Genomic DNA, 24,151 nt, shown 5'->3' on the forward strand with positions numbered 1-24,151 from the left:
AATTGGGAATCTATAGATGAAGGGCTGATCCAATTATGGGTTGGCTCTTTTTGTTGCCTTTGGGGTATAAAGAAAGTAGAGCAAAGTCCAAGCTGAGAGGATGCAAGTCTCTCATACAAATTGCAAACTCATTCATAGCTAATTCTCACGGACCTTGCTAACATAAATCCATAAACTAACTTATGACATAGATAAAGAGGATGAATCCCATGAATAAAAAAGTGCTCGTGGTGGATGACGAATCAAGTATCGTCAGTGCCATTGCTTACGCGCTGCGGCGCGAAGGATATGAAGTAGAGACTGCGAGTGACGGTGAAGAGGCCTTGGTCAAGGTTGCATCGTTTCATCCGCAGGTCATGATTCTGGACGTCATGATGCCAAGACTTGATGGGTACGGCGTATGCCGGAGGCTGGAAGAGCGGGAGGATATCGGCATTATTTTGCTAACCGTCAAAAATGATATCGTGGACAAGATCGTTGGCCTGGAAATGGGCGCCGATGATTACATGACCAAGCCATTCGAGATCCGTGAACTGCTCGCAAGGGTGAAAGCGCTCATGCGCCGTGTCGAGAAGAGCACTCCACCACCGGATGATTCGAAGAATCAGGCCATCTTGAATGGCACACTCCGTATTCATGTTGCTCACCGCACGGTGATCGTGAATGAGGAGAAGCTGGATCTGACACCGAAAGAGTTCGACCTGCTGACCATTCTGATGTCCAATCCCGAACGTGTGTACACGCGAGACGATCTGCTGGATCGGGTCTGGGGCATGGAATATGCAGGGGGGACACGAACCGTGGACATTCACATCCAACGTTTGCGCAAAAAAATCGGAGATACGGATCAGCAAAAATTGCAGACCGTCTATGGGATTGGCTACAAAGCCTCTGCACCTGAACCAGGCGGGGCCATATGAGAGTCAGCATCAAGCTGAAGTTCAGTGTTTTTCTGGCAGCCCTGCTTATCCTGACCGTGGTGGTGCTCAGCTCTCTTGTGCTGCGCGGTATTGAACGCAATCAGCAGTCACAGATCGAGGGAATTCTATCGCAGCAGACACGGCTGGTGAATCTGAATGTGAGACAGTCCTACTACACCGAGTCCGTTCATCTGGATCAGGACGTTTTTTTACAGCGAAATGGTCGCAGGCTGGCACAGGAACTGGCCAACTCTACCGGATTGCCAATAGCACTCTATAACATGACAGGCCAACAGGTGGGAGCATCCTTCGCCTCCGGCGAGAGTGAACTCGTCCAGGAAACGCTAGACTATGCGCTGCAAAATAAAATAGCCTATCATGAGCAGGGCGAGACCCTGCTCTATGCGGCACCACTGGATGGTCCGGATGGACAGATGGGCGCGGTATGGATACAATATCCTGTCCAGAGTTACCATGAATTCTATACTCGCATTCTTCAATTGTTCCTCTGGGCCGGAATTACCGTTGTGGCGCTAAGCTTCATATTAGGTTATCTGTTCTACAATCGGTTTGCCGTTGCGATTACCCGGCTGAAGAGGTCCGCAGATTCCATTCGGGAAGGGAACTACATTACGGAGTCTCCTGTAAGGCGCAAGGATGAATTGGGAGAGCTGGGGCAGGGCATTTATTATATGAGTACATCCATTCAGCAAAACATCACAGCCATGCATGCGGAGCAGCAGAAGCTGCAACTGGCGATAGAGAAGCTGCAGGCACTGGAACAGCAGCAGAAACAATATATCGGTAACATCAGCCATGAGTTCAAGACACCACTAACGTCGATCAAAGCTTATGTGGAGTTGCTCGACATGTATAAGGATGATCCGCAACTGCTTGATGATGCCACGAGTAACATTGGCAAAGAAACAGAGCGGCTATACGAGATGGTGGAGAAAGTACTGCATTTATCTGCTCTGGAGAAGTACGACTTCGAGAACCAGGCCGAAGATGTTGAGGTCAGTGCTCTGCTGGAGGATGCCTGTGGCCGGATGCGTGGGAAAGCCGAGAAGTTCGCGCTGAACATGGAACTGGATCTTGAACCTGCGGTGATCCGCAGTGATCGGGAGAGTCTGATGCATATTTTCATCAACATGCTGGATAATGCCATCAAATATAACGTTCCGGATGGTGTGATCCGGGTAAAGAGCGAACTGCGGATGCAGGAGCGTCAAGCGGTCATTCGCATCTATAATTCGGGTACGCCGATTCCGGCAGAGGCGCAGGAGAAGATTTTTGAACCTTTTTATACCGTGAACAAAGACAGAGCCAGAAAAACCGGCGGAACTGGACTGGGGCTATCTCTCGTGAAGCAGTTTGTTGAAAAACAGGGCGGTACGATCACGTTACTGCCAAACAGTATCGGCGATTCTCAGAACGGAGAAGGTGTGACATTCCAACTCGTATTTCCTTTGGCTGATGCAAGTTTACAAGTTCGAAACAAGTCTGAATAACTTTGGAAGTATGCCGTGTGTATGCTTGGTCTTATAACAAGAGAAACCAGGGGGGACCATGATGAATTGGAAACAAGCAGCTTTGGGTACGGTTGGGGCCATCGTCCTGTTAACAACAGCAGCATGTGGGGGAACAACAGAGCCAGGGGACAACGTACAAGGCGGGAAAACAGGCACCGATATTACAGTAAAAGATAATCCCAACACATCCGTGTACCAGAGCTTTAAGCTGGAGAAAATCGATAAATTACCGAATATGCGCGGAATTGCCTGGCTAAGTGACGAATGGATTGTATCCGACAAGGAGAACAAGTCCTTGAAACCAGTCACCGTTGAGGGCGAGGAAAGGTACCCGCATAACTTATATATGTATGATCTAACCAAAGGTACGGACACGCCGCTCAAGGAAAGTGAAGTCAGCCTGGGGGCACCCCTGGTGTCACCAGATGGTCAGTACCTGTTCTATCGGGAGCCGGAAGAAACAACAGGTAAAGGTTATTTTCTGAACCTGCATAACGGGGAGACAATCCCCGCTGGTAAGGAGGATGGCTTCATCCAAGAGGGTGCATGGCTGGATAATGAACATGTTGTTTTTCCCAATATGAAGGGTGATCTGATCTCGGCAAGTGTGGATGGTACAACGAAGGTGCTGGTCGAGACAGGCAATTTCAATGTGCGGAGTATCAAAGTGTCAGGCAATATGCTCTATTATATTACAGGCGAAGACGGTCAGTTGAATGCATACGACGTGAAGACGGGTGACGTGAAACAGGTGCTGAAAAGTGTGGAGTGGGTGATCCCTTCCAATGATGGAACTAGGCTTGCGATTGTGAAAAGAACGGCAGATACCAAACGGGCGCTGGTGCTCACCGATCTGGAAGGTAATGAAAAGGCCACACTCGCCAGAGGTACGCAGATCTTCGGCACAAGCTGGTCGGGTGATGATTCCAAGATTGCATACACCATCAATTCTGAGAATGATAATGAGAAAGGGCTGTTTGTCTCCAATACGGAGTCGGCTGAGCAGTTCCAGATCTCGGCGGATATGGACAACGCTTCTGACCCACTCGCCTGGAGCCCGGCAGGTAATAAGATCCTGTTATCACAGGCCATATTGGAGAATGAGTCTTATCACTTTGTGACCTCGGTCATTACGATCTCGGAATAGGATGGTTGTTGCGGAAAGAATATGTTCCATATCTTTCATCCCTTTCTATACATTTATATTGACTAAGCTATTCCGCTTCCGATAAACTAGAATGCAGGAATAAAAGTCGAATGTCAGACAGCAGTTCGAGACGAAGTTTCGGGCGGCTGTTTCTTTTCTTTTTACAAGTAAGGGTGCAACGTAGTCAGCTTGCCGGATGATCCGGCTCATAACAACATGGAATAGGAACAGGTGATATACATGTGTAACAGCGCGTACCGCGTGCTTTTATATTATAAGTTCGTGAAGATTGAAGACCCCGAGACGTTTACACAAGAGCATCTGCAATATTGTAAGGACCTCGGTGTGAAAGGCCGTATTCTGATCGCATCCGAAGGCATTAACGGCACGGTATCCGGAACGCCAGAACAGACGGAACAGTATATGAAAGACATGCATGCGAACCCGCTGTTCAGCGATATGGTGTTCAAGATAGATGATGTGGAAGAGCATGCTTTCAAAAAAATCTTTGTTCGTCACAAAGCAGAGCTGGTTACGTTCCGCGTGGATGAAGACCTTGATCCAAATGTGATTAGCGGCAAACGCCTTTCACCAAAAGAGTTCCATGAGCATCTGCAACGTGATGATGTCATCGTTATCGATGGTCGCAATGATTACGAATACGAAATCGGCCATTTCCGCGGGGCTATCCGTCCAGATGTGGAGTCGTTCCGTGAGTTTCCGGAGTGGATTCGGGAGAATCTGGGTGATATGAAGGACAAAACCATTATTACCTACTGCACTGGCGGCATTCGCTGCGAGAAGCTGACTGGCTTCATGATCAATGAAGGATTCCAGGACGTGGCTCAATTGGACGGCGGTATTGTCACGTACGGTAAAGATCCGGAAGTACAAGGCCATCTGTTTGATGGCAAGTGTTACGTGTTTGACGAGCGAATCTCTGTGCCGATTAACCGGACAGACGAGGATATTGTCATTGCCAGCTGTTATCACTGTGGAACGACACATGACCGATATATTAATTGTCCAACCTGCAACCTGCAGCACGTAAGCTGTGAGGATTGCGAAGAGACGCATAACCGCTTTTGCTCGGATGCCTGCCGGGAGGCAACACCGGTACACGCATAAGCAGGAGAGCAGGTGCTGATCGTGAAGCGCGAAGAGGAACGAACGACGCGTGAACGGATTTTGTTCATGCTGAAGCAGCAAGGTACATTGACCGCGAGGGAAATGACAGCTGATCTGGGTCTGACCGGCATGGCCATTCGCCGTCATCTGACAGCACTGGAGCAGGACGGCTGGATCGAAGTTCGGGAGGCCCGGGCTACGGCTGGACGTCCATCCTCGGTGTACCAATTGACGGTACGCGGGGACAGCTTTTTCCCAAAATCATATTCGTCCCTTACGCTGGAACTGCTTGAAGAATTGTCTGACTCAGCCGGGAGCGGTGTGGTGGATGCATTGTTCGAGAGTCGCCGGGACAAGCTGCTTCGCAGCGGGTTGCCCCAGATGGAAGGCCAGGATCTGGCCGGACGGGTGGAGGAACTCGCGCGAATCCAGAATGCCAACGGATATATGGCGGATGCGTCAAGAGAAGAAGATGGAACCTACGTTATTACGGAAATGAACTGCCCGATTGTGCAAGTCGCAAGTGTCTACAAGCAGGCTTGCCGCTGTGAATTGGATCTGTTCCGCTCGCTTCTTCAAGCTGAAGTGGAGCGTACCGAATGTTACGCCGATGGCGGCAAAAGATGCAAGTATGAGATTCGCGAAGCGTCGGGGAATTAACTGGTTTATACACGAGAGATTGTTTCGATTCGTCGAAATAGTCTCTTTTTTGGATAATTAATTACGTATATACGCTATTTCTATGTGGTGATGCGTGTTATAATGGAGTTAACATCCAGTGAATGTTCGCATCCTTATATTTGCTGATACTTCAGCAGATATATCCTGTTCATTTTGCGCGTAGGAGTGAATAATGATGACAGAGTTGCTTGATCCCAAGAACGATTATGTGTTCAAACGAATCTTTGGGAGTGAAGAGAATAAGGATGTTCTTCTGGCTTTCCTGAATCATACCTTCAAAAATGCAGGTGAATCTTTACTGACTGAGATTGTACTGATCAATCCTTATCTGGACAAGGATACTCCGAGGGATAAACAGTCCATTCTGGACATACGGGCCAAAACAGACGAAGGTGAGCTAATTAATGTTGAAATGCAGTTGTTTAATCAGTATGATTTAGAGAAGAGGACTTTGTTCTATTGGGGTAAACAATATTCTGGACAATTACTTGAAGGACAGAGATATAGTCAACTCAAAAAATGCGTCGCGATTAACATTGTTAATTTCAAAATGCTCGCTAATGACCAGTACCACAACGTATTTCATTTAAGAGAAGACCATACCAATATTCCGTTGACGGATGTTATAGAGATTCATTTTATGGAAATACCAAAGCTAAATGATGCAAATATTCAAATGAAGGATGGATTGGTGCGTTGGCTGTTATTTCTGAAAGGAATGACTAAATCAAGCTGGGAGGCGTTAATGATGCACGAACCGGAACCGGCTTTGAAAAAAGCCATGAGTGTATTAGAGTTTCTGAGCCAGGATGAGCAAGCACGTCAACGATATATCGACCGTCAGAAATTTCTGTGGGACGAAGCTTCCATGATTGAGGGGGCACGAGAAGAGGGTCTCAAGAAAGGCATGGAGGAAGGAATTCAAAAAGGAATTAAAGAAGGAATTAAAGAAGGGATCAAAGAGGGAATCAAAGAAGGTGAAGCTGAGAGCAAGCGGAAAATTGCAATGAATATGCTCACCTTAGGTCTTGATCAAGAGACCATTGTCAAAGTGACGGGACTAACCTCTGCTGAACTGAAAGCAATCCAGGAAGAAAAATAAAAATAAGCTATCTATATTAGGCTACTCGCATAACATGTGGGTTGCCTTTTTTGACCTTATGTAATGTTTTCTATCACAATCAACCGATGGAAGTAAATTGGAAGCGGTTCAACCATTGACGGATATCGGGACGCCCCTTAATATTAGGGGAACAATAAATCACCAACACGGGTCATGGACTTCAGTCGCATGAGAAAAGTCTATATTTGTCTGCTTTTGTCGATCAAAGCAACAATGCGTTGAAGCGTTCGTTTTGTCCCGCCCTATCGTGTCAATGGAATTCGATAAGGGTAACCACATTTTATAAGATGGAGAGGGGTTCTCACACATGAAAAAGAAATTTTGGATGTCACTGATGATGGTTGCTTCAATGATCGTTGCGGCAGGTTGCGGAAATAACAGCGGTACAGGCTCGGAATCCGAAGGATCGGGGAGTACAACCGGTGGAGGCAGCGAGGAAAAATCATACCAGATTGCCATCTCCCAGATTGTTGAACATCCATCCCTGGACGCTACACGCGAAGGTTTCATCGCAGCCCTGAAGGATGCGGGTATTGAAGAGAACAAGAACCTCAAAATCGATTACAATAATGCGCAAGGTGATTCAACGAACAACCTGTCCATTGCACAGAAAATCTCGGGTGATTCCAAAAATGATCTCGTACTCGGAATCGCAACACCATCTGCGCTGGCTTTGGCTCAACAAGTGAAGGACAAGCCATTGTTGTTCGCAGCAGTGACAGACCCACTGGGTGCCAAACTGGTGACCGATATGGACAAGCCTGGCGGCAATGTTACAGGTGCATCCGACACGAATCCGGAGGCCATCGTACAATTGGCTGACTTTATCGCCAAAAATCTGCCGGATGTGAAAACGGTAGGTTTGGTCATTAACGAAGGTGAACCAAATGCGGTGGTTATGGCGGATAACGCAGAAAAAGCACTCGCAACACATAATATCAAGCTGGTGAAAGCACCCGTTACGAATACATCGGAAGTAAAACAGGCAACAGATTCTCTGGTTGGCAAAGTGGATGCCTTCTACATTACGCTTGATAACTCTGTCGTAAGTGCGGTGGATACGATCATCCAAACGGCGAACAGCAATAAAATTCCGTTTTTCTCCAGTGATCGGGATACCGTCGAAAAAGGAGCTTTTGCAACGGTAGGCTTCAAGTATTATGACCATGGATATCAGGTGGGTGAGATGGCTGCGGACATTCTGAAAAATGGTACAAAACCCGGTGATATGAAAGTCACCGTTCCAGACAAACTCGATCTGATTTTGAACCTGAAAGCAGCTGAAGCCCAAGGCATCACGGTTACGGATGAGATGAAGGCGGAAGTAAAAGACCAGGAAAACAACATTATTGAATAATCTGACCGGATCATCATCCGGCAGTATGAATGCGAGGCGAACGTGCAACGTGTTCGCCTCATTCTTTTCGATAGACAGGGAGGAAGTAGCGTGAGTATAAGCTGGAATTCAATTGAAGGAGCAATCGAGCTGGGACTTTTATATGCACTGATGGCTCTTGGTGTGTATATTACGTTCCGCATACTCGATTTTCCTGACCTTACCGTAGACGGAAGTTTTACAACAGGAGGCGCAATCGCGGCGGTTATGATCTCCAATGACTTCTCTCCTTGGCTCGCCTGCTTGGCGGCAATGGCTGGCGGCATGGTGGCCGGGGCTTGTACAGGTCTGCTTCATACCAAAGGCAAAATCAACGGATTGTTATCCGGGATTTTGATGATGATCGCGCTTTACTCCATTAATATGCGTATTCTTGGCGCACCGAATAAATCCATTATGGGGATGGACAATCCGTTCTCAGGTGAGCATGTCATGGTGCTTATTATTATCGTCGTGCTGGTGTTTAAAATCATGCTTGATCTGTTCATGAAAACAGACGTTGGACTGGCACTCCGCGCAACAGGTGATAACAAACGCATGATTCGCAGCTTTGGTGCAAATACGGATGTGACGACAATTGTAGGGGTCAGCTTATCCAATGGATTGGTTGCACTGTCTGGCGCATTTATTGCACAGCAATCAGGATTTGCAGACATCACGATGGGCATTGGGATGATCGTCATTGGACTGGCTTCGGTGATTATCGGTGAAGCCATTCTTGGTGCAAGAACGGTATTCTGGGCCACGCTTGCAGCGATCGTTGGTTCGATTATTTACCGGATTGTGGTTGCGCTTGCCCTACAGGTGGAATGGTTTGATACATCGGATCTGAAGTTGATCACCGCGGTAATCGTCATTATTGCCCTTGTATTCCCAACGATGCAGCGCTCCATGAAGCAGCGGAGTCTGGCTCGCAAACGAACAGAAGAGTTGATGCGATCCGGGGGTCAACAGGCGAAGGGAGGTATGTGAGCATGCTGGAGATTACACAGGTAACCAAGCTGTTCAACCCAGGCACAACGGACGAGAAGACCGCGCTGGTTGGCGTGAATCTGACGATGAATCCGGGAGATTTTGTGACGGTCATTGGCAGTAACGGAGCGGGTAAATCCACGCTGATGAACATCATTTCAGGTGTGATGAAGCCGGATATGGGGGATGTACTGATCAATGATCGCTCCATTAAAAACCTGCCGGAGCATAAACGCAGCAGCTGGATTGGCCGGGTGTTTCAGGACCCGATGGCAGGAACAGCACCACATATGTCCATTGAAGAAAATATGGCGATGGCATACAAACGTGGCAAAGGGCGTGGACTGGGCTTCGGAGTAACCCGTGCCAGACGTGAGATTTTCAACACGCAACTGGAGAAGTTGGGAATCGGACTGGAGAAGCGTCCCAATGCAAAAGTGGGGCTCTTGTCTGGCGGGGAGCGGCAGGCCCTTAGCCTGTTGATGGCTACGTTTACCCAGCCGCAGATTTTGCTACTGGATGAACATACGGCAGCCCTTGACCCTTCACGTGCCGAACTGATCACGGAACTGACGGAGACCCTTGTGCGTGAGATGAGACTTACCACCCTGATGGTGACGCACAATATGGAGCAGGCCATTCGTTTGGGTAACCGTCTAATCATGATGGACAAAGGCCGAATTATTCTGGATGTCAGCGAAGAGCGTAAACGTACGTTGACTGTACCTGAGTTGCTTGGTGAATTCGAACGGATTAGCGGCAAGAAAATGGCGGATGATCGTGTCGTGCTGGGTTAAGGCAAGATAATACTTGTTGGAAGAACAGAGATACGTAGCGTGATCTACAATTTAAGCCATCTATAAGATAGACGATAAAAAACCTTTTGCGTTCTCGCAAAGGGTTTTTATGGTATGTTGAACACGTTGAAGAAAATGGAATGAATCTATATTATTTCGGACTAGCGAATTAACATAGCAGGAGGAACCCAGGATGTCTTTACAATTGGATGAGGGCACATATACGGTCACGCGGCGAACGGAGTCCATTCGCCTGCTCGCCAAGGAGTTTGCACTACTGCATTTTCTGTATGAAAACAAGGAAAAAGCCTTCACCCGCAGCCAGCTGCTGGATCGGGTATGGCCGCTTGAATATCCGGTTGAACGCACCGTGGACGATCATATCTATCGCCTGCGCAAAAAATTAAAACGCTGGGATGAGATCAGTCTGGATACGGTCCGGGGCTATGGATACCGGCTTGCAGTGCATGAGAACAAGTCCGCTCTACCCGCCAGCCCCTCTGCTCAGGACCCCGAAATGCAGGAAGTTATTCACGGATTACTTCGTAAATATCACTTGTTTGGACAGGGCAATGCCATACAGACCCTTGTTCAACAGCAGGAAGCGCTTGGCATTCAGATTGTCCCGTATTATCAGTTGTATATTCATTTTATACAGGGAGATCTGGAGTGGCTGAGTACAACCAACGAAATTGCTTTTGAAGAACGCTTATACTGGTTATTAATTTTTGTCCATTCGTTAATAGAACCATCCGATAGCTTACCCTTGTATGAGCAGGCATTGAGTTCATCTGCATTATCTGCCGATCAGCTTCGTGAACTCCGCATTCTGAACATCGTTGAAGTCTATGTAGAGGTGGGCCAGTATCAACGGGCCAAAGCACAGTTGGAAGAAACATATCGTGTAATCGAGACGGATGAGCTGGAGAATTTCAGGCTGCCTGTAGCACTTGCCGCGTTATATGTGGAACTGTGGGGTGGCAGTGGTGAAGCAGTTGAAGCTCAGATGGCAGTCCTGCGGTCAGGATTGAAGGATGCCCCGTATCTGAGGGAGATCGGACGTTTTCAGGTGATGGAAGGCTTATGGTTGCTTCGGCAAGGACGAGTTCGTGAAGCGGAACTTAGAATGGATGATGGCCTGGATGTATTGAAGATGTCTCTGAACGCACCGCTATATCTGAATGCTGCTTTTCAGATTCTCCAGTTCATGGCTCAACATCGAATTGAAGGCAGAATTCGGAGCAAGTATCGACAAGTGTATGCAGAAATCGGCAAAAGTTACGGTGTTCCCACATATGGACAACCAATTGTAAATGAAATTCGTAAATTTCTATCTCCCATCTCCTCAACCTCTGATCTTCCTCTGATATAACTCCTTTAAGATTACAGCCAAGGAACATACAGACCGCTAACGGCTGTAATCAAGGGAGGAAGTACACGTATGACCGTCATTTCAACTGAACCCACATCCAAGGAATCCACCGAATCACTCGCGGAATCTTCCAAAAGCTTATGGACCAATCTCCGGTATGTCCGCATGTTTATCGCATACTCGCTGGCTACGTTTGGAGACTGGTTTGATGCACTCGCCATCCAGGTGATGGTGGCCTACCGTTGGGGCGCCGATCCGCTGATTATTGCCCTTATTCCTGTATGTATGGCTGTCCCGGGCATACTGCTTGGCTCCGTTGCAGGCACACTGGCTGATCGACTTCACAAAGTGAAAATCATGCTCCTGTGTGATGTAATCACGGTGGGGTTAACCATTGCTATTTTATTCGCACCAAGCCCGATGTGGTTGCTTCCACTGCTTGCCCTGCGGGCCATGATGGGGGTATTCCATGTTCCAGCACAGCAGGCGTTAACCCGCCAGGTGGTTGCAGAGGAGCATCTGTTTCAGGCATCGTCCCTAAACGGTTTTGTGAGCCAGTGTTCGAAAGTGGCGGGACCACTGCTGGGCGCAGTCATTTTGGCATTCTTTTCACCACAAATCTGTATTGTCATTAATGCCTGTACACGCCTGTTATCGGGTGCGGTATTATGGCCCTTGCGTCGTTTGGTGGAGAAGTTGGAGTCCGTTGCATCAGACGGAAGTGCTGCTAGTGAAAAGGATGAATCGGAATCTTTGTTCTCCCAGTGGAAGCAAGGCTGGCGTTTTATACGGAGCAGTCGCACCGTGATGAGTACGATGTTGTTCGGCTGTTTTGGACTCATGGCCATTCTCATGATTGATTATCAGTTTACGACCCTGTTTCGGGAGATCAAGCCAGGTAATGAATCACTGCTCGGCTGGTTGGGGTCGTCGGCAGGAGCAGGAGCAGTCGTCATCATTTTGTTGTTAAATCGCTTACCGAGAATGGGGTATGGGTGGGGACTGGGTGGTGGATATCTGTTTGTGGGTGCCGGAATCGCTGCGTTGGGGTGGATCGGCCCACAAACACCTGAAATTTGGGTCATTATCTGGGGCCTTTGCATCGGGCTGGGTAATGGACTATTTATGGTCACACTGAATTATTTGTTGCAAAAGGAGACCCCTCCTGCCTATGTGGGGCGCGTCTTCGGCATTCAAAACTCACTATCCAGCGTTGTACTTGTCGTAGCTCCACTTGCAGGCGGAGCGCTCATCCGCGTTGCAGGGCCGAGCCCCACTTTTCAATATATCGGTCTGGCTACGCTGGTAATTGGTCTTGCTGGCATACTATTACAGCGCGTCTTATGGGAGGGGAAACAGTCTCTCCTATCGGAAGCAAAAGAGACCATTCCGCAGGAATCGGTCTGACTGTTTTGACCCGATTCCTAACATCATTGTATCTACAGTCAGACAGATAGCCATATTGAAACTTGGGGTCTCTCTTAATAGCTAACTGTTCCTACCATAAAAGAGTGAGGAGATAACCATGGTTTTACCAAAGCCGAGAGAAGCGAACTTACATGTAAATAAGATACGACAAGCATATCATTATTATAGGAATTTATGATGCATTACTTGATCTTGATATAGTTCCTTATCTTGAACTGAATCAGAGGAGAGAATCCGTGAAATGGGTTACTAAACCTTGGAGCATTGACGCCCAACTGTTTTCTTATCAAACGATTGTAGATTCTAAGGAAGAAAAAGAGAGATCAATTCTCAAAACTATTCTTCGATGAAGAGTACGTCTTGTTCTGATTGATCTTGAATATTCAAAGAAACGTTGCTCCTCATCGGTATTTTTTAGTGATTATACCTTGGATCTGGTGCGAAAACATATAGATATGGATGTTATTTTCTTATATGGATAATAAATTATTATTTTTTTAAAAAATTCCAAACTTTACACTGACATAAGGTGTTCTTATTATAACTAGATACATTTAATACAATTACTGTATTTGGTTGTGCGTAAATAAACCTAAGAGAAAGGAACGTGAAAATGAAGGTGAAGTTGAAGTTTCCGGTAATTCTGTCTCTAGTAGTGGCAATGGTAGGAGGTACCAGCTCAGCTGCTTTTGCTGAAACTGAAAATACAGTTTCGGCCGAATCTAATGTAGCAAGAGCATTTGTCGTTGAAGATGGGGTGAAAAAAGAGCTTAATACTGAGCAGTATGATCTTTTAATAAAGGAAAATGAGGAAAAACAACAACTTTTAGAGGCACAGAAAAGTATTATGACTAATAGAATTAATATTGGGGATTTAAAGAGTCGTACTAATGATGATGATTTGATTACACCATTTGCTTTGATTGATCGAAGTAGATACGTTCAGGCTGGATTCGTACCTACAGTGTATCGGCAAAATTTAGCTCGCAGAATTTCCGTTCCGGTTTATAATTCTGGGACACAAACTGCAACTAGAACTATCACCTTTGCGGCTTCACAATCCTATACGAGTAACGTTAGTTTATCCGCTTCTCATACTAAAAAAGCATTTACTGCAGGGGTATCAGTAGGGGCATCGTGGAGTAACTCATACTCTAACACTGATTCAATTGCTCAACCAATACCTCCAAAAAAATACTCATGGATGCAATATACTCCCAACATGAGTAATTCTTTTGGTACAATGTATGAAGAACTATGGAACTTCGATGGTAAGACCAATGTGAAAATAACTGATGAGACATATTTTCTAGACGTTTATATCGCGAAAAAAGGAAATGCAGGGTTACCTGATGGGCTCTATGTAATAATGGAAACTGATACGGTTCCGAATTAAAACAAATCAATTGATACCAAGGAGGAATGATTATATGAATAAACGGGCAGCTGGTATTACCCTCCTTGTCATCTCTGCCATATTGTTTATTTCGAGAAATAGTACACATTATATTGTTGCGGCAATTATGGGCCGCAAAGATAATGTTTTAGGTGAGGGTATGTTTGACTATGCTCTGTCAGTTACAAAATCCTTTTCTTTTATCCCAGAAATAATTGCACTCTGTCTAGGAATTATTTATCTAGTATGGGCTGAAATGGACAAAAAGAAAGAAATGCATTGAATAATAAATTATCGTTTTACTCATTCTTAAAGAGCATCCATACGGGTGCTCTTTTTGATCTTAATGATTAGGCTTACTCTCAAACGAAAAATAGGATTGATACCTAGATAAAGATCTTCTTCAGAGAAGATCTTACTTTTTTTCTGAGGGCTAATGCTTACTGGCTCTAAGGCGGCAGAGACAGCACCTAAGAGCCAGCAGGCATCGCTGCGGGGTACTCCGCTTTACGTTCCTGACCCACGTTAACATCCCTCACGGAGCCAAAATCAAAAGCAGACTAAAGTCTATTCTTTAAAATTTGTCAGCTCGCATCGATTTTGCAATAATGCAAATATCTTGATAGTGAAGGTAAATAATGAGAAGAGTAACAGTAGCTAAAAATAGGGCTAAAAGTCGGATTTCAAACCTCATGAAAATGGCAGCTCCTATTGAGGATGAAGTCGTGAAAAAGTCATGCATCCGGTTGATCGTATCTTAAGTGAAACTATAATCGATTTTTATGTCCGTGAGAATATAACACACTGTAAGCATGAAGTTTTACGTGCCGTCGCCACATTAGGTGGCCATTACATTCTCGTAATCTACTTAGAAGGTATAAGACTAGATAACTTATTAACACCGGAGTGGGAGCAATTCAAGATGCTCTGTGCTGAACAATCGGTAGAGGTAACGGATTATGATACAGTGCTTTTCTTTGATGGTTCGATCTTCGAACTACACCCATATGCTTTTAGGGAAATAAGACAGGCAGACACTGAAGAGATCATATACATGGCGGGCCAGCATATGCCTGTTCTTTTTGTTGTACTCGTATTTTCCCTTTTGCCTTCCGAATGTTAACAGAGGGATAGCGATTAACCACCGTCAGGCCGAGCTCTCTGCTTCGCCCTCACCCTCTCGGAAGTCAAGTCGTCGTCTGTTCGATCAAAGGGGGTTCAGGTAGTCACCGAAGGGCGGCCGGTTGCTATCCTAGAATATTATATATTGAACGAATCACACTTCCCACCAGGCGAAATAAGCCGTAGAGGCCAGCAGTCCACCAACCGAAAGTGATCCGCTGACAGAGAGGTTTATAGCTTGAGCCGGAGGGACCACGTAACGGCCAAATTCATCGGACAGAAACGGCCCTGCTTGAAGGGGCATAGCCATCAATGAGGTCGCTCCTGAAGGCGCAGCAGTAGAGAATCGTACGATGGCTACACTGGTATTGCTGCTGGAAAGATTGCTGTTTACCGATGTTAGTGTACTGGGGGAGGACAACGTTCCATTTGCTGTAAGGCTCAAGGAACCACTGAAGGATGACAACAGATTCAGTGCAACCGTGATTCCGCCAGAGAGCCGTGATACGTATAGGGTTTTCCCACTCCCTGCTGGATTGGCCAGTTGCACGGTGGCGATCACCGTTCCTCCCAGCAACCCCAGTGTGGTGGAGTTGGTGGAACCTGCATTGTACAGATTGCCTGTACTGCCTGCATTATTCTCCGGAGGAGCAACAATGCCGGGAGAAATATAGGTGTTGGTGTTGGATGTATAGACGGGCAGATTTAATGGATTAAATACATTATTGTTTGGCACAGTGTGCACCTCCTTTTATCAGGATCATGCTCAGAATTCCCACCAGAAGAGGTTAATAGCTGCCGTCTGACTGCCAGTTCCTAAACTAATGGATAGTGATTGTCCGGGCGGAACAACAATAGAACCGTTTAAGTCCAAAGCATACATTCCCGCTGTAAGAGGTATGCTGAGCAAGCTTGTAAACGTACCCCCAAGCGTGCCGGTATTTTGCCTGGTTGTCACGATGCTGGTATTGGTGTTGCCAAGTAACGTATTGACGGGTACAGGTGCACTTCCTAAGGTCACCGTGCCTCCGGAATAAACGACCAGTGTAGCTGCAGCAGTTGTACCTCCCGAAAGGCTGGCAATACGCACTGTTCTGCCACTTCCAGTTGCATTCAGGATCTGAAGAAGAAGGTTTTGGCTGGAAGGAATCGATGTATTGTTGGTCGTCAGGGCAAAAAAACTGCCTGCCGCAGCCGCACCGGTATCTACCGATGCTTCAATTCCCGGGGCTGCATAGGTGTTGGTCAGTTGCGTGAACAGGGGCCCATTAGACTGGTTGAATATATTAGCGTTTGTCATCTTGTACCCCTCTCCTCTGAACAGATTGAAATGCCTTCATGATCCTTTTTGTTTCGCATGTCCTCATTACTTGCATTGTATGTAAAAACAAGAGAAAGCGTTTGGGAACGGATTGCAAATTTCAAATTAACGGCGGATGCCGTGCCCGTATATACAATCCGGGCATACGATGCGTAAGCACATTTTTTAAGGGGAAATCGAGATGAGTCGAACAGCGAAGCGAAGCAAGAAGAGAACGAAGCAACCAACTAAATGTGTTAGTCGCCGCCGCTCCCGTCATTCCTGCCGCGCTAAATTGCTGAACCCCCCTTGTTCCCGGATTACTCGTCCCCGGTTCAAGCAGGGTGCTTCCTCACGCACGAAACTCCCTGGTGCTATTCATTGTTATACAGAGCATACGTATGTCGGGGCCGAAACCAGTAGCAACATGGCTTCACTCCCTGCACAAGATACCTCATCACTCAGCATGTACACCTATGGCGTTGTCAATCGGGGGAAACATCCGGCTCTTGTACAGATCCAGATCAGCCCCAATGCCTTGGACTATGCTGTGGACAGCCAGGAGGTGATCGCGGGAGGACAGACCAAAGCGCTGGTACCATTGCGATTTTTGCATTATACCCGGCTTGCAATTCAATCCGTTGAACCGGATCAACCGACCCGGCTCGATGTTTACTTTCAGGCGCAGCGTATGCCGTAAGGGAGTATGATCACAAAGATTTGACCAGGGAGGAGGACGAGGCATATGCCTAACTTTACGACGTTTAATACGAATCCGGATAATCTGAGAACGTTGATTTTCGGTCAAGATAGTACAGGCACAGCACAGCCCGTCAGAACGGATACAAGCGGGAACGTGGTTGGCATTATTTTGGACGGAACGATCAGTAACATCTCAGGTCTGACTACCGTCACAATTAACGCCGGAACCATTACCAACATTCTGAACGGAACCATCACGAGTGTACTTGGAGCGACCATCACAGCAGGTACGATTAACAGTGTGCTTGGAGCCACAGTTACTGCGGGTACCTTAACGAACTTGCTGAACGGTACAATCACAAGTGTATTGGGAGCGACGATTACGGCGGGAACCATTACCAGTGTGCTGGGGGCGACCGTGACGGCTGGTACACTCACGAACTTGCTGAATGGTACCATCACCAGTGTGCTCGGAGCCACGGTGACCGCAGGGACACTGACGAACTTACTGAATGGTACGATCACAAGTGTATTGGGAGCGACGATCACAGCCGGAACCATCACGAGTGTGCTCGGAGCCACGGTGACCGCAGGGACACTGACGAACTTGCTGAATGGTACGATCACCAGTGTACTCGGAGCAACGATTACGGCGGGAACCATTACCAGTGTGCTTGGAGCCACGGTGACAGCGGGAACACTGACGAACCTGTTAAATGGTACGATCACCAGTGTATTGGGAGCAACAATCACGGCCGGAACCATTACCAGCGTACTTGGGGCGACCATCACGGCAGGTACGATTAACAGTGTGCTCGGAGCCACGGTAACAGCAGGAACCTTAACGAACCTGCTGAATGGTACGATTACGAGTGTACTTGGAGCAACAATCACCGCAGGAACGCTGACCAACTTGTTGAACGGAACGATTACAAGTGTCCTTGGTGCAACCGTAACGGCCGGAACATTGACCAACTTGTTAAACGGAACCATCACAAGTGTACTTGGAGCCACAATTACAGCAGGGACACTCAGCAGTGTGACGTCCATTTCACAGAAGAGTTTTCAGGAGTCCCAACTCATTAGCACCCCGACTGCTAACACCTTCACAGCGCTCCCAGCGGTTACAACCAGTGTATTTGGTACGTATTCTTTCTTTGTATATAACCGGGGGCCGGGTATAAACCGGGTAGATGCTCTTGTTGAGATCAGCGCCAATGGAACGAACTGGTACACGGATGTGACTACGGTGACTGGCATTTTGTCCGGATCAGTGGATGTACTCGTGCCACAGCGTTTTCTCAAATATACACGTCTTTCCTACCGTTCGAGCCTAATTGGCGCACCAAGCACGATTGATGTGTTCTTCAATGGACAAGGCACATAACCCATTTAATTGTCATATAGGTACATGGAGTTCCTTTGGTGGACTTCATGTACTTTTTTGCATTGGAGGTGGTGCCTTTGAAGAACCGGTTACTTGGAATCCATATGATTGTGCAAAATGAAGAACATCACCTGCCCCGCTGTCTCGACAGCTTGAAGCATATCGGCATGGAATGTTTTATCACCGATACGGGCTCAACGGATCGCACACCCGAGATTGCCAGAACGTACGGGGCAACGGTGTTGCATGCCCGCTGGCAAGATGACTTTGCCCATGCACGAAATATCAGTCTGCCTCTGGCGAGTACGGAATGGGTCCTGTGTTTGGATGCCGATGAGTATGTTACGCATGGATTGGAAGAACTGCTGAATTATTTACCTAAAGTCCATAAAAGCATCTCAAGATTACGGATTACCATAGAGAATCGATACGGTGATGGGGTGGAAGAGAGGGTAATCTCCCAACCAGTAAGACTATTCCGTGCTCATCAGGGATATCGATATGCGGGACGCGTCCATGAGCAGTTGGTACGCAGTAGCTCATGCAGACTTGCCCAGGATGGGGCCGCTGATATTGATATGAATAAGGGCGAGAGTAATACAGATGAACAAAGCCAATGGATTGAAGCTGAACCGCTTGCCCCGCTATGTCTCATTCATGATGGGTATCTGGCTTCTACGATTGCGAAGACACATAAACCAAGACGTAACTTAAAGTTGATCGAGCGGGAACTCGCAGATGAGCCTGCACAGCCTTTTCACCTGTACAATCTGGGAGTAACGTATTGCCAGCTTGGTCAGATTGAACAGGCAATTAAAGCGTTTCGTGAATCATTACACCTGACAGAGCTGCTCGCGCCATATCGTCCTACACTGGTTAGAGATTATGCTAAGACCCTTGTAGGAACGGAACGTTATGACGAGGCACATGCAATTTTGGCTGTGGAAAGACGACGATATCCATCCTACGCGGATCTGCACCTGTTGTATGGGGAGACGTTGGAGCAGCAAGGTTTGGAGGAGCGTGCATATCAATCCTATGCCCGGGCAACGGACTGCCGGAAGGGAACGGACCGTGTGGGACAGAGTGATGGCGGTAGCGCTTTAGGCGCCTTATATGTAACGGAAGCAGGTTCTGATAGTTACAGAGCTTATACCGCGATGGCAAGACTTGCACAGAAGCGGGGATTCCTTCATGAGTCTGCACATCTGTACGGGCTGGCGCTGGACAGCATGTTCACCTATGCTCCGGCATGGACAGGGTTGGCAGATGTGCTGCAACAATCCGGTGAAACCGATGAGAACATAACAGAGACATTGCTTGCCAGATGCAGAGAAAACGAGGAGTCAGGTCACGGTGATTCGACTCCCGATGAAATGCCCCATTCATATGCGATGGCGAATGAGGATCATCTGGTGCAAGTGATTTATGTTCTGGCAGGCTGCGGAGCCTATGAGCAGGCATTAAAAATGCTGGATACAGATGCGCGTGCTGCTCGTATCCATGTAGCGGATCAGATCCATTGGATGTTGTGTGCGAATAAGGTTTCGGAAGCACTTCAACTGGCGGAAGAACACTGGAGCAATGATGATGTGCACGAAGTCAATCTGCCGGTGGAGCACAGAATGGATTGGGCACTGGCTTGTTGGGCCAATGGATTACGATTATCCGAGGCGTTCCTCGCAACTACGCTTCCACAGGAAAAGAACGTATGGAAGGTCATGGATCGACTGTTGGCTCAGTTGACCAAAGAGCCGCGAAGCATGGAACCTGCGTCACTGGAACAGAAGCTTATGCAATGGGGACAACAGGCAGAGATGGTAGCAGAGAAGGTTGTGCAGCAAGCCGTAAAGACAGGGCAGCTTACACTTGCTGAGCAGCTGCATGAGTTGCGGGCACGAATGATGCGTGACCATTGGGGAACGGCCGTAACTTTACGACGGGAGTTTGCAGGCCTGCTGTATTGTCAGGGGTATACCCTGATAGCTGCGAACCTCCTGATCCAGTGCATGACCGAGAGCGAGCTGGATGCCGAAGGGTTATTCTGGCTGGGCGAAACACTATATGCCAAAGGCCATAATGATCAGGCGCTGTCTCTGTTCGAGCAAGCTTTGGAGCGAGAGCCTGATATGCGGCTGGCCCGAGCTGGAGTAGCTGTATGTTACATGCGGTTGGCATTGGAAGCGATTCGGCAGGAAATGGTTCGTTCTCCGTCTTCAGGGTCACTCCTGGCACAACATACTGCACTGGAACAAAGGCTGCGTACGACCGAAGGCATCCCGTGGCGTACGCTTTTCCAAGCGAAGGAAAGGAGGAATCAGCTTGCGAGCGGAACGGATTTCCCTATGCATGATCGTGAAGGATGAGGAAGAGTTGCTGCCTCAGTGTCTTGCCAGTGTCCAGGGAGCGGTGGACGAAATGATTGTAGTGGATACCGGTTCGTCGGATCGCAGCGTGCAGATTGCACAGCAGCATGGCGCGGTGGTGGTGCCATTTGAGTGGTGCGATGATTTTGCCGCAGCACGGAATGCTGGACTGGAGCAGGCTTCCGGCGACTGGATTCTCTTTCTTGATGCGGACGAGGCGCTCGATGGGGCTGCGCGGGAGCAGATCAGGAGCTGGACGGCGGTCAGCGGATGTGACGGATTGTTTTTAAACATTCATAACTATACAGGTACGGGTCAGCAGGGGGCTACCGTGAATCCGGTTTTGCGTCTCTTCCGCAATGCTCCGGGTCATCGGTTCGAAGGGCGGATTCATGAGCAGATTGCGGCGGCGATCTGTCGTGGGAATCCAGAGGCTGCTTTTCATGTGACGGACATGGTCATTCATCATTATGGGTATCAGACGGCGATTGTGGAAAGTAAAGATAAGGTGAACCGCAATGTTCGCCTGTTGCAACAGGCAGTAGAGGAAGAACCGGATCAGCCGTTCCATCACTATAATCTGGGAGTGGAGTATCTGCGTGTGGGGGAAGCGGAGCGGGCATTGGAGACGTTTGGTGTGGCTCGGATGGGGATTGATCCTGCGGTGACCAGTTACGCGCATCTGTTGTTCAAATATGAAGTTCGTTGTCTCCAGCATCTGAATCGCTGGCAGGAGGCATTGGATCGCATTGATGCTGCGCTTGAACTCTTTCCAGAGTACACGGATCTGATGCACCATCGCGGGGTATGTGCAGACGCATTGGGTGATACAGATCGGGCAGAGTATTCGTTCCGTGAAGCTGTTCGTATGGGACCACCTCCCCCCGTATACCATACGGAAGAAGGCATGGGCACCTATCAGACATGGTATACGTTAGGGCGATTACTGGAAGGAAGGGCCGATCTGGAGGGGGCGGTGGATGCTTACGTGGAAGCGGTGCGTGCCAAATCCAGTCTGCTGCCGCCGCTCTATCGGATATTCCGCATTATGCGAGTCTCCGGGCAGGAACATCAGATTCCAGAGCTGGTGAGGGAGCGCTTTGCCCTTGGTTCGGAAGAGGTTACGCACAAAGTATTGGGCATTCTAGAGCAATCCCGTTGTTATGATGCGGCTCTGCAATTGTTACCGGGCATATCCTCACAACCCACCGGAGAGATGAGGGAGCGCCTATCCGTGGCTGAAGCGATGCTCCACATCCAGCAAGGGAGATGGAACAAGGCACGTCAGAAACTGCAACCTGTGCAGCGGAAAAAAGGGCAGCTCGCGATCTTGTCTGCCCGATGGCTTGAACGCTTGGAGTGGATCGAGGGGAAGGAAGTCAACGGAGATGATCCACTGACATTGTGGTTGAAGCGTAGTTCACAGCTTGGTGTGGTTACGAATGAGGAGCTTGTTGGACAGACCGGGCGAACGGTGGGTCTGAGAGCAACAACGAAGAAGGTCATGGACCCCAGCATGGACGGAACAATTGCAGGAGCGGAGTATGATGGCTGGCAGGCCCTTGGACTGATGATGGAAGGATGTGTACAGTCGGGGAGATGGAAAGAGCTGCATAGCCTGATTCAGATGTGTCGACAGCAATTGGCGGGAGAAGGGTTATCGGTGGGAGAGAGCGTTCGAGCGGGAGAGAAGGAGAATTTGATGGAAGGGAAAAAGGAAAAAGGGAAGGCTGGTGACACGGAGTCTTTCCCTGGGGCTTCGGATACCCTGACGGGAACCAGCTGGCTGGTGAAGGGATTGGTCAGTGCAGCGGATCATCATCTGGAGGTGTTGGTTCAGCATACAGATGGACAACGGCATCATTGTTGGCCTGTCATTCAGCATATTCGGCTGGAGTTGCCGGGAGTGGACGGCTTTGAGAGCTGAGAGGAACCGGGTAGATGATGGGGTTAAAGTAAATACAACTGGGTTCTGAATGGGGGCGAACTCCATTAGTGAGGGATGGTGTGAATGTGAGGTCAGGGATTAGCTTGTGCATGATCGTGAAGGATGAAGCAGGCTCACTCCAGCGGTGCCTGAATGCAGTCAGGGATGTTGTGGATGAGATCATCGTTGTGGACACAGGCTCGGTAGACAACACAACTGAGATTGCACGCCTTCATGGGGCCGTTGTAATCCGTAGGGAGTGGAACGGAGATTTCAGTGAGGCTCGTAATCTGTCGCTCGCGGCTGCTACGAGACCTTGGATTCTGGTGCTTGATGCGGATGAAGTGTGGGTGCAGACCCCACAGATGAAGGCAGAACTCGAACAGTTGTTAACATCAAGCAGGGACGACGTGTGGGGATATTGGATACAAGTCACAAGTCTACTGGGTGTGTCCGGTGAAGAGCGTGTGACGGATGCGGTATGTCGATTGTTCCGAAATGATCCCCGAATTGCTTTTCAAGGCAGAATTCATGAAGAGATTGCTACTTCCATCCTGGCTTTGGCCCCGCAAGGTGTGCTTCATTCTGGACTTGAGGTCATTCATTACGGATATCTGGAGCAGGAGATTACTGTTAAAAATAAAGGTGTACGGAACATGCAGCTGATACGATCCGCATTGAATCAGGAGGGCGATCAACCGGAGCTGTTATATGCGTTGGCTGCCGAATGGTTTCAGCAAGCGAAGTATGATGAAGCACTTCGGTTGTTACAGCCATTATTGGCGAAGCTTATGCCGGAGTGTGGATACCACTCGGATCTGGTGCTGAAAACGGCTTACGCCTGGCGAGAAATGGGCAGCCCGGAACGGGCGCTTGCTGTGGTGGAAGCATGGGCACCCGTGTATGCGGATTTTCCGGATTTGTTGGAGCTTGGTGCGGTACTTGAACTGGATCAAGGGAGAGAGGACATGGCCTTGGGCTGGTTAAAACAGGCTAAATCGGCTGCTTCCACAGCAAGCAGGTATACATCCGTCTCTGGTGCTGGAACCTATCGCAGCCTGACGCTGGAAGGCATGGCCCATGAGCGGGCCGGCCGCTGGGCAGAGGCAGAAGCCGCGTACACGGCGGCGCTATGCATGCAACCCGGCAGCTTGCCTGCATGGCAGCGGCTGTTGTTGCTGGCCGCTGCCACCGGGCGGCCGCACGCCATCGCGAGCACAGCCGCCCGGGTAAGCTTGCCGCCTGTGGCATGGCAAGCGCTGATCTCGGCCGCGCTGGCTGCGCATCGGCCGGAGTGGCTGCTGCGCCATGCGGCGGCGCTTGCTGGCCCGCTGCGGGCACAGCCGCTGGCTGCCGGGCTTGCGCTGGCCCAGCTGGGCGAGGACGCCGCGGCTAGGGTGGCTTTGCAGCCCTGGGCCGCGCATGCGCAGCACGGGCCAGAGGCGGCCCTTGCGC

General features: G+C 48.7%; 20 protein-coding genes. 18 read left to right on the plus strand and 2 right to left on the minus strand.

The window, feature by feature from the left end; genetic code table 11:
- Positions 1-209: 209 nt before the first annotated feature.
- The 13 genes from ACE3K2_RS25825 to ACE3K2_RS25885 all read left to right on the plus strand — a co-directional run bounded on the left by ACE3K2_RS25825 (position 210) and on the right by ACE3K2_RS25885 (position 14,175).
- Positions 210-920 (plus strand): response regulator transcription factor, encoded by a 711-nt coding sequence (locus ACE3K2_RS25825; protein WP_421896794.1) that lies wholly within the window; start codon positions 210-212, stop codon positions 918-920.
- Positions 917-2,431, plus strand: coding sequence for an ATP-binding protein (locus tag ACE3K2_RS25830; RefSeq protein ID WP_421896797.1), 1,515 nt, complete (start codon positions 917-919; stop codon positions 2,429-2,431). Before ACE3K2_RS25825 ends, ACE3K2_RS25830 begins: the two co-directional genes overlap by 4 nt.
- A gap of 58 nt (positions 2,432-2,489) precedes the next feature.
- Positions 2,490-3,599 carry a TolB family protein gene (locus tag ACE3K2_RS25835; protein WP_421896800.1) on the plus strand — a complete coding sequence of 370 codons (1,110 nt, stop codon included), beginning with the start codon at positions 2,490-2,492 and terminating at the stop codon, positions 3,597-3,599.
- A gap of 240 nt (positions 3,600-3,839) precedes the next feature.
- Complete coding sequence (locus ACE3K2_RS25840; protein ID WP_421896803.1) at positions 3,840-4,727, plus strand: rhodanese-related sulfurtransferase; 888 nt, start codon at positions 3,840-3,842, stop codon at positions 4,725-4,727.
- A gap of 12 nt (positions 4,728-4,739) precedes the next feature.
- Positions 4,740-5,387: a helix-turn-helix transcriptional regulator gene (locus ACE3K2_RS25845; protein ID WP_338589118.1), complete on the plus strand. Its 648-nt coding sequence runs from the start codon at positions 4,740-4,742 to the stop codon at positions 5,385-5,387.
- Positions 5,388-5,583: 196 nt separating this feature from the next.
- Positions 5,584-6,510 carry an Rpn family recombination-promoting nuclease/putative transposase gene (locus tag ACE3K2_RS25850; protein ID WP_421896879.1) on the plus strand — a complete coding sequence of 309 codons (927 nt, stop codon included), beginning with the start codon at positions 5,584-5,586 and terminating at the stop codon, positions 6,508-6,510.
- A 328-nt stretch (positions 6,511-6,838) separates the two neighbouring features.
- Positions 6,839-7,888: an ABC transporter substrate-binding protein gene (locus tag ACE3K2_RS25855; protein WP_421896807.1), complete on the plus strand. Its 1,050-nt coding sequence runs from the start codon at positions 6,839-6,841 to the stop codon at positions 7,886-7,888.
- A 150-nt stretch (positions 7,889-8,038) separates the two neighbouring features.
- Positions 8,039-8,899 (plus strand): ABC transporter permease, encoded by an 861-nt coding sequence (locus ACE3K2_RS25860; RefSeq protein WP_047841071.1) that lies wholly within the window; start codon positions 8,039-8,041, stop codon positions 8,897-8,899.
- Positions 8,900-8,901: 2 nt separating this feature from the next.
- Complete coding sequence (locus ACE3K2_RS25865; RefSeq protein WP_036606660.1) at positions 8,902-9,696, plus strand: ABC transporter ATP-binding protein; 795 nt, start codon at positions 8,902-8,904, stop codon at positions 9,694-9,696.
- Positions 9,697-9,889: 193 nt separating this feature from the next.
- Positions 9,890-11,068, plus strand: a complete 1,179-nt coding sequence (locus tag ACE3K2_RS25870) for a winged helix-turn-helix domain-containing protein (RefSeq protein ID WP_421896810.1) — start codon at positions 9,890-9,892, stop codon at positions 11,066-11,068.
- Between the two features lie 69 nt (positions 11,069-11,137).
- Positions 11,138-12,475, plus strand: coding sequence for an MFS transporter (locus ACE3K2_RS25875; protein WP_421896813.1), 1,338 nt, complete (start codon positions 11,138-11,140; stop codon positions 12,473-12,475).
- A gap of 628 nt (positions 12,476-13,103) precedes the next feature.
- Positions 13,104-13,892: a hypothetical protein gene (locus ACE3K2_RS25880; RefSeq protein WP_421896816.1), complete on the plus strand. Its 789-nt coding sequence runs from the start codon at positions 13,104-13,106 to the stop codon at positions 13,890-13,892.
- Positions 13,893-13,926: 34 nt separating this feature from the next.
- Positions 13,927-14,175, plus strand: coding sequence for a hypothetical protein (locus ACE3K2_RS25885; RefSeq protein ID WP_339788074.1), 249 nt, complete (start codon positions 13,927-13,929; stop codon positions 14,173-14,175).
- Positions 14,176-15,168: 993 nt separating this feature from the next.
- Here ACE3K2_RS25885 and ACE3K2_RS25890 read toward each other — a convergent pair.
- Together ACE3K2_RS25890 and ACE3K2_RS25895 are read right to left on the minus strand one after the other, a co-directional pair.
- Positions 15,169-15,750, minus strand: coding sequence for a hypothetical protein (locus ACE3K2_RS25890; RefSeq protein WP_421896819.1), 582 nt, complete (start codon positions 15,748-15,750; stop codon positions 15,169-15,171).
- Positions 15,751-15,780: 30 nt separating this feature from the next.
- Entirely contained in the window at positions 15,781-16,314 is a 534-nt protein-coding gene (locus tag ACE3K2_RS25895) for a hypothetical protein (RefSeq protein ID WP_421896823.1), read from the minus strand.
- A gap of 202 nt (positions 16,315-16,516) precedes the next feature.
- Between ACE3K2_RS25895 and ACE3K2_RS25900 the strand changes: the two genes are divergently transcribed.
- The 5 genes from ACE3K2_RS25900 to ACE3K2_RS25920 form a co-directional block, all read left to right on the plus strand.
- Positions 16,517-17,014, plus strand: a complete 498-nt coding sequence (locus tag ACE3K2_RS25900) for a DUF6385 domain-containing protein (RefSeq protein WP_421896826.1) — start codon at positions 16,517-16,519, stop codon at positions 17,012-17,014.
- Between the two features lie 45 nt (positions 17,015-17,059).
- On the plus strand, positions 17,060-18,403 hold the full coding sequence (locus ACE3K2_RS25905) for a DUF6385 domain-containing protein (protein WP_421896829.1): 1,344 nt from the start codon (positions 17,060-17,062) through the stop codon (positions 18,401-18,403).
- 77 nt (positions 18,404-18,480) lie between these two features.
- Complete coding sequence (locus ACE3K2_RS25910; protein WP_421896832.1) at positions 18,481-20,769, plus strand: glycosyltransferase; 2,289 nt, start codon at positions 18,481-18,483, stop codon at positions 20,767-20,769.
- Positions 20,726-22,696, plus strand: coding sequence for a glycosyltransferase (locus ACE3K2_RS25915; RefSeq protein ID WP_421896835.1), 1,971 nt, complete (start codon positions 20,726-20,728; stop codon positions 22,694-22,696). Before ACE3K2_RS25910 ends, ACE3K2_RS25915 begins: the two co-directional genes overlap by 44 nt.
- Positions 22,697-22,806: 110 nt before the next feature.
- A partial coding sequence (locus ACE3K2_RS25920; RefSeq protein WP_421896838.1) for a tetratricopeptide repeat-containing glycosyltransferase family 2 protein occupies positions 22,807-24,151 on the plus strand: 1,345 nt, incomplete at its 3' end.

The organism is Paenibacillus sp., assembly GCF_048976745.1.
Lineage (GTDB): Bacteria > Bacillota > Bacilli > Paenibacillales > Paenibacillaceae > Paenibacillus.

Excerpts from the sequence above, each read along its gene's own strand:
- ACE3K2_RS25825 (WP_421896794.1), top strand. The coding sequence starts at position 210 with ATGAATAAAAAAGTGCTCGTGGTGGATGACGAATCAAGTATCGTCAGT.
- ACE3K2_RS25830 (WP_421896797.1), top strand. The coding sequence starts at position 917 with ATGAGAGTCAGCATCAAGCTGAAGTTCAGTGTTTTTCTGGCAGCCCTG.
- ACE3K2_RS25835 (WP_421896800.1), top strand. The coding sequence starts at position 2,490 with ATGATGAATTGGAAACAAGCAGCTTTGGGTACGGTTGGGGCCATCGTC.
- ACE3K2_RS25840 (WP_421896803.1), top strand. The coding sequence starts at position 3,840 with ATGTGTAACAGCGCGTACCGCGTGCTTTTATATTATAAGTTCGTGAAG.
- ACE3K2_RS25850 (WP_421896879.1), top strand. The coding sequence starts at position 5,584 with ATGACAGAGTTGCTTGATCCCAAGAACGATTATGTGTTCAAACGAATC.
- ACE3K2_RS25855 (WP_421896807.1), top strand. The coding sequence starts at position 6,839 with ATGAAAAAGAAATTTTGGATGTCACTGATGATGGTTGCTTCAATGATC.
- ACE3K2_RS25860 (WP_047841071.1), top strand. The coding sequence starts at position 8,039 with ATGGCTCTTGGTGTGTATATTACGTTCCGCATACTCGATTTTCCTGAC.
- ACE3K2_RS25865 (WP_036606660.1), top strand. The coding sequence starts at position 8,902 with ATGCTGGAGATTACACAGGTAACCAAGCTGTTCAACCCAGGCACAACG.
- ACE3K2_RS25870 (WP_421896810.1), top strand. The coding sequence starts at position 9,890 with ATGTCTTTACAATTGGATGAGGGCACATATACGGTCACGCGGCGAACG.
- ACE3K2_RS25875 (WP_421896813.1), top strand. The coding sequence starts at position 11,138 with ATGACCGTCATTTCAACTGAACCCACATCCAAGGAATCCACCGAATCA.
- ACE3K2_RS25885 (WP_339788074.1), top strand. The coding sequence starts at position 13,927 with ATGAATAAACGGGCAGCTGGTATTACCCTCCTTGTCATCTCTGCCATA.
- ACE3K2_RS25895 (WP_421896823.1), bottom strand. The coding sequence starts at position 16,314 with ATGACAAACGCTAATATATTCAACCAGTCTAATGGGCCCCTGTTCACG.
- ACE3K2_RS25900 (WP_421896826.1), top strand. The coding sequence starts at position 16,517 with ATGAGTCGAACAGCGAAGCGAAGCAAGAAGAGAACGAAGCAACCAACT.
- ACE3K2_RS25905 (WP_421896829.1), top strand. The coding sequence starts at position 17,060 with ATGCCTAACTTTACGACGTTTAATACGAATCCGGATAATCTGAGAACG.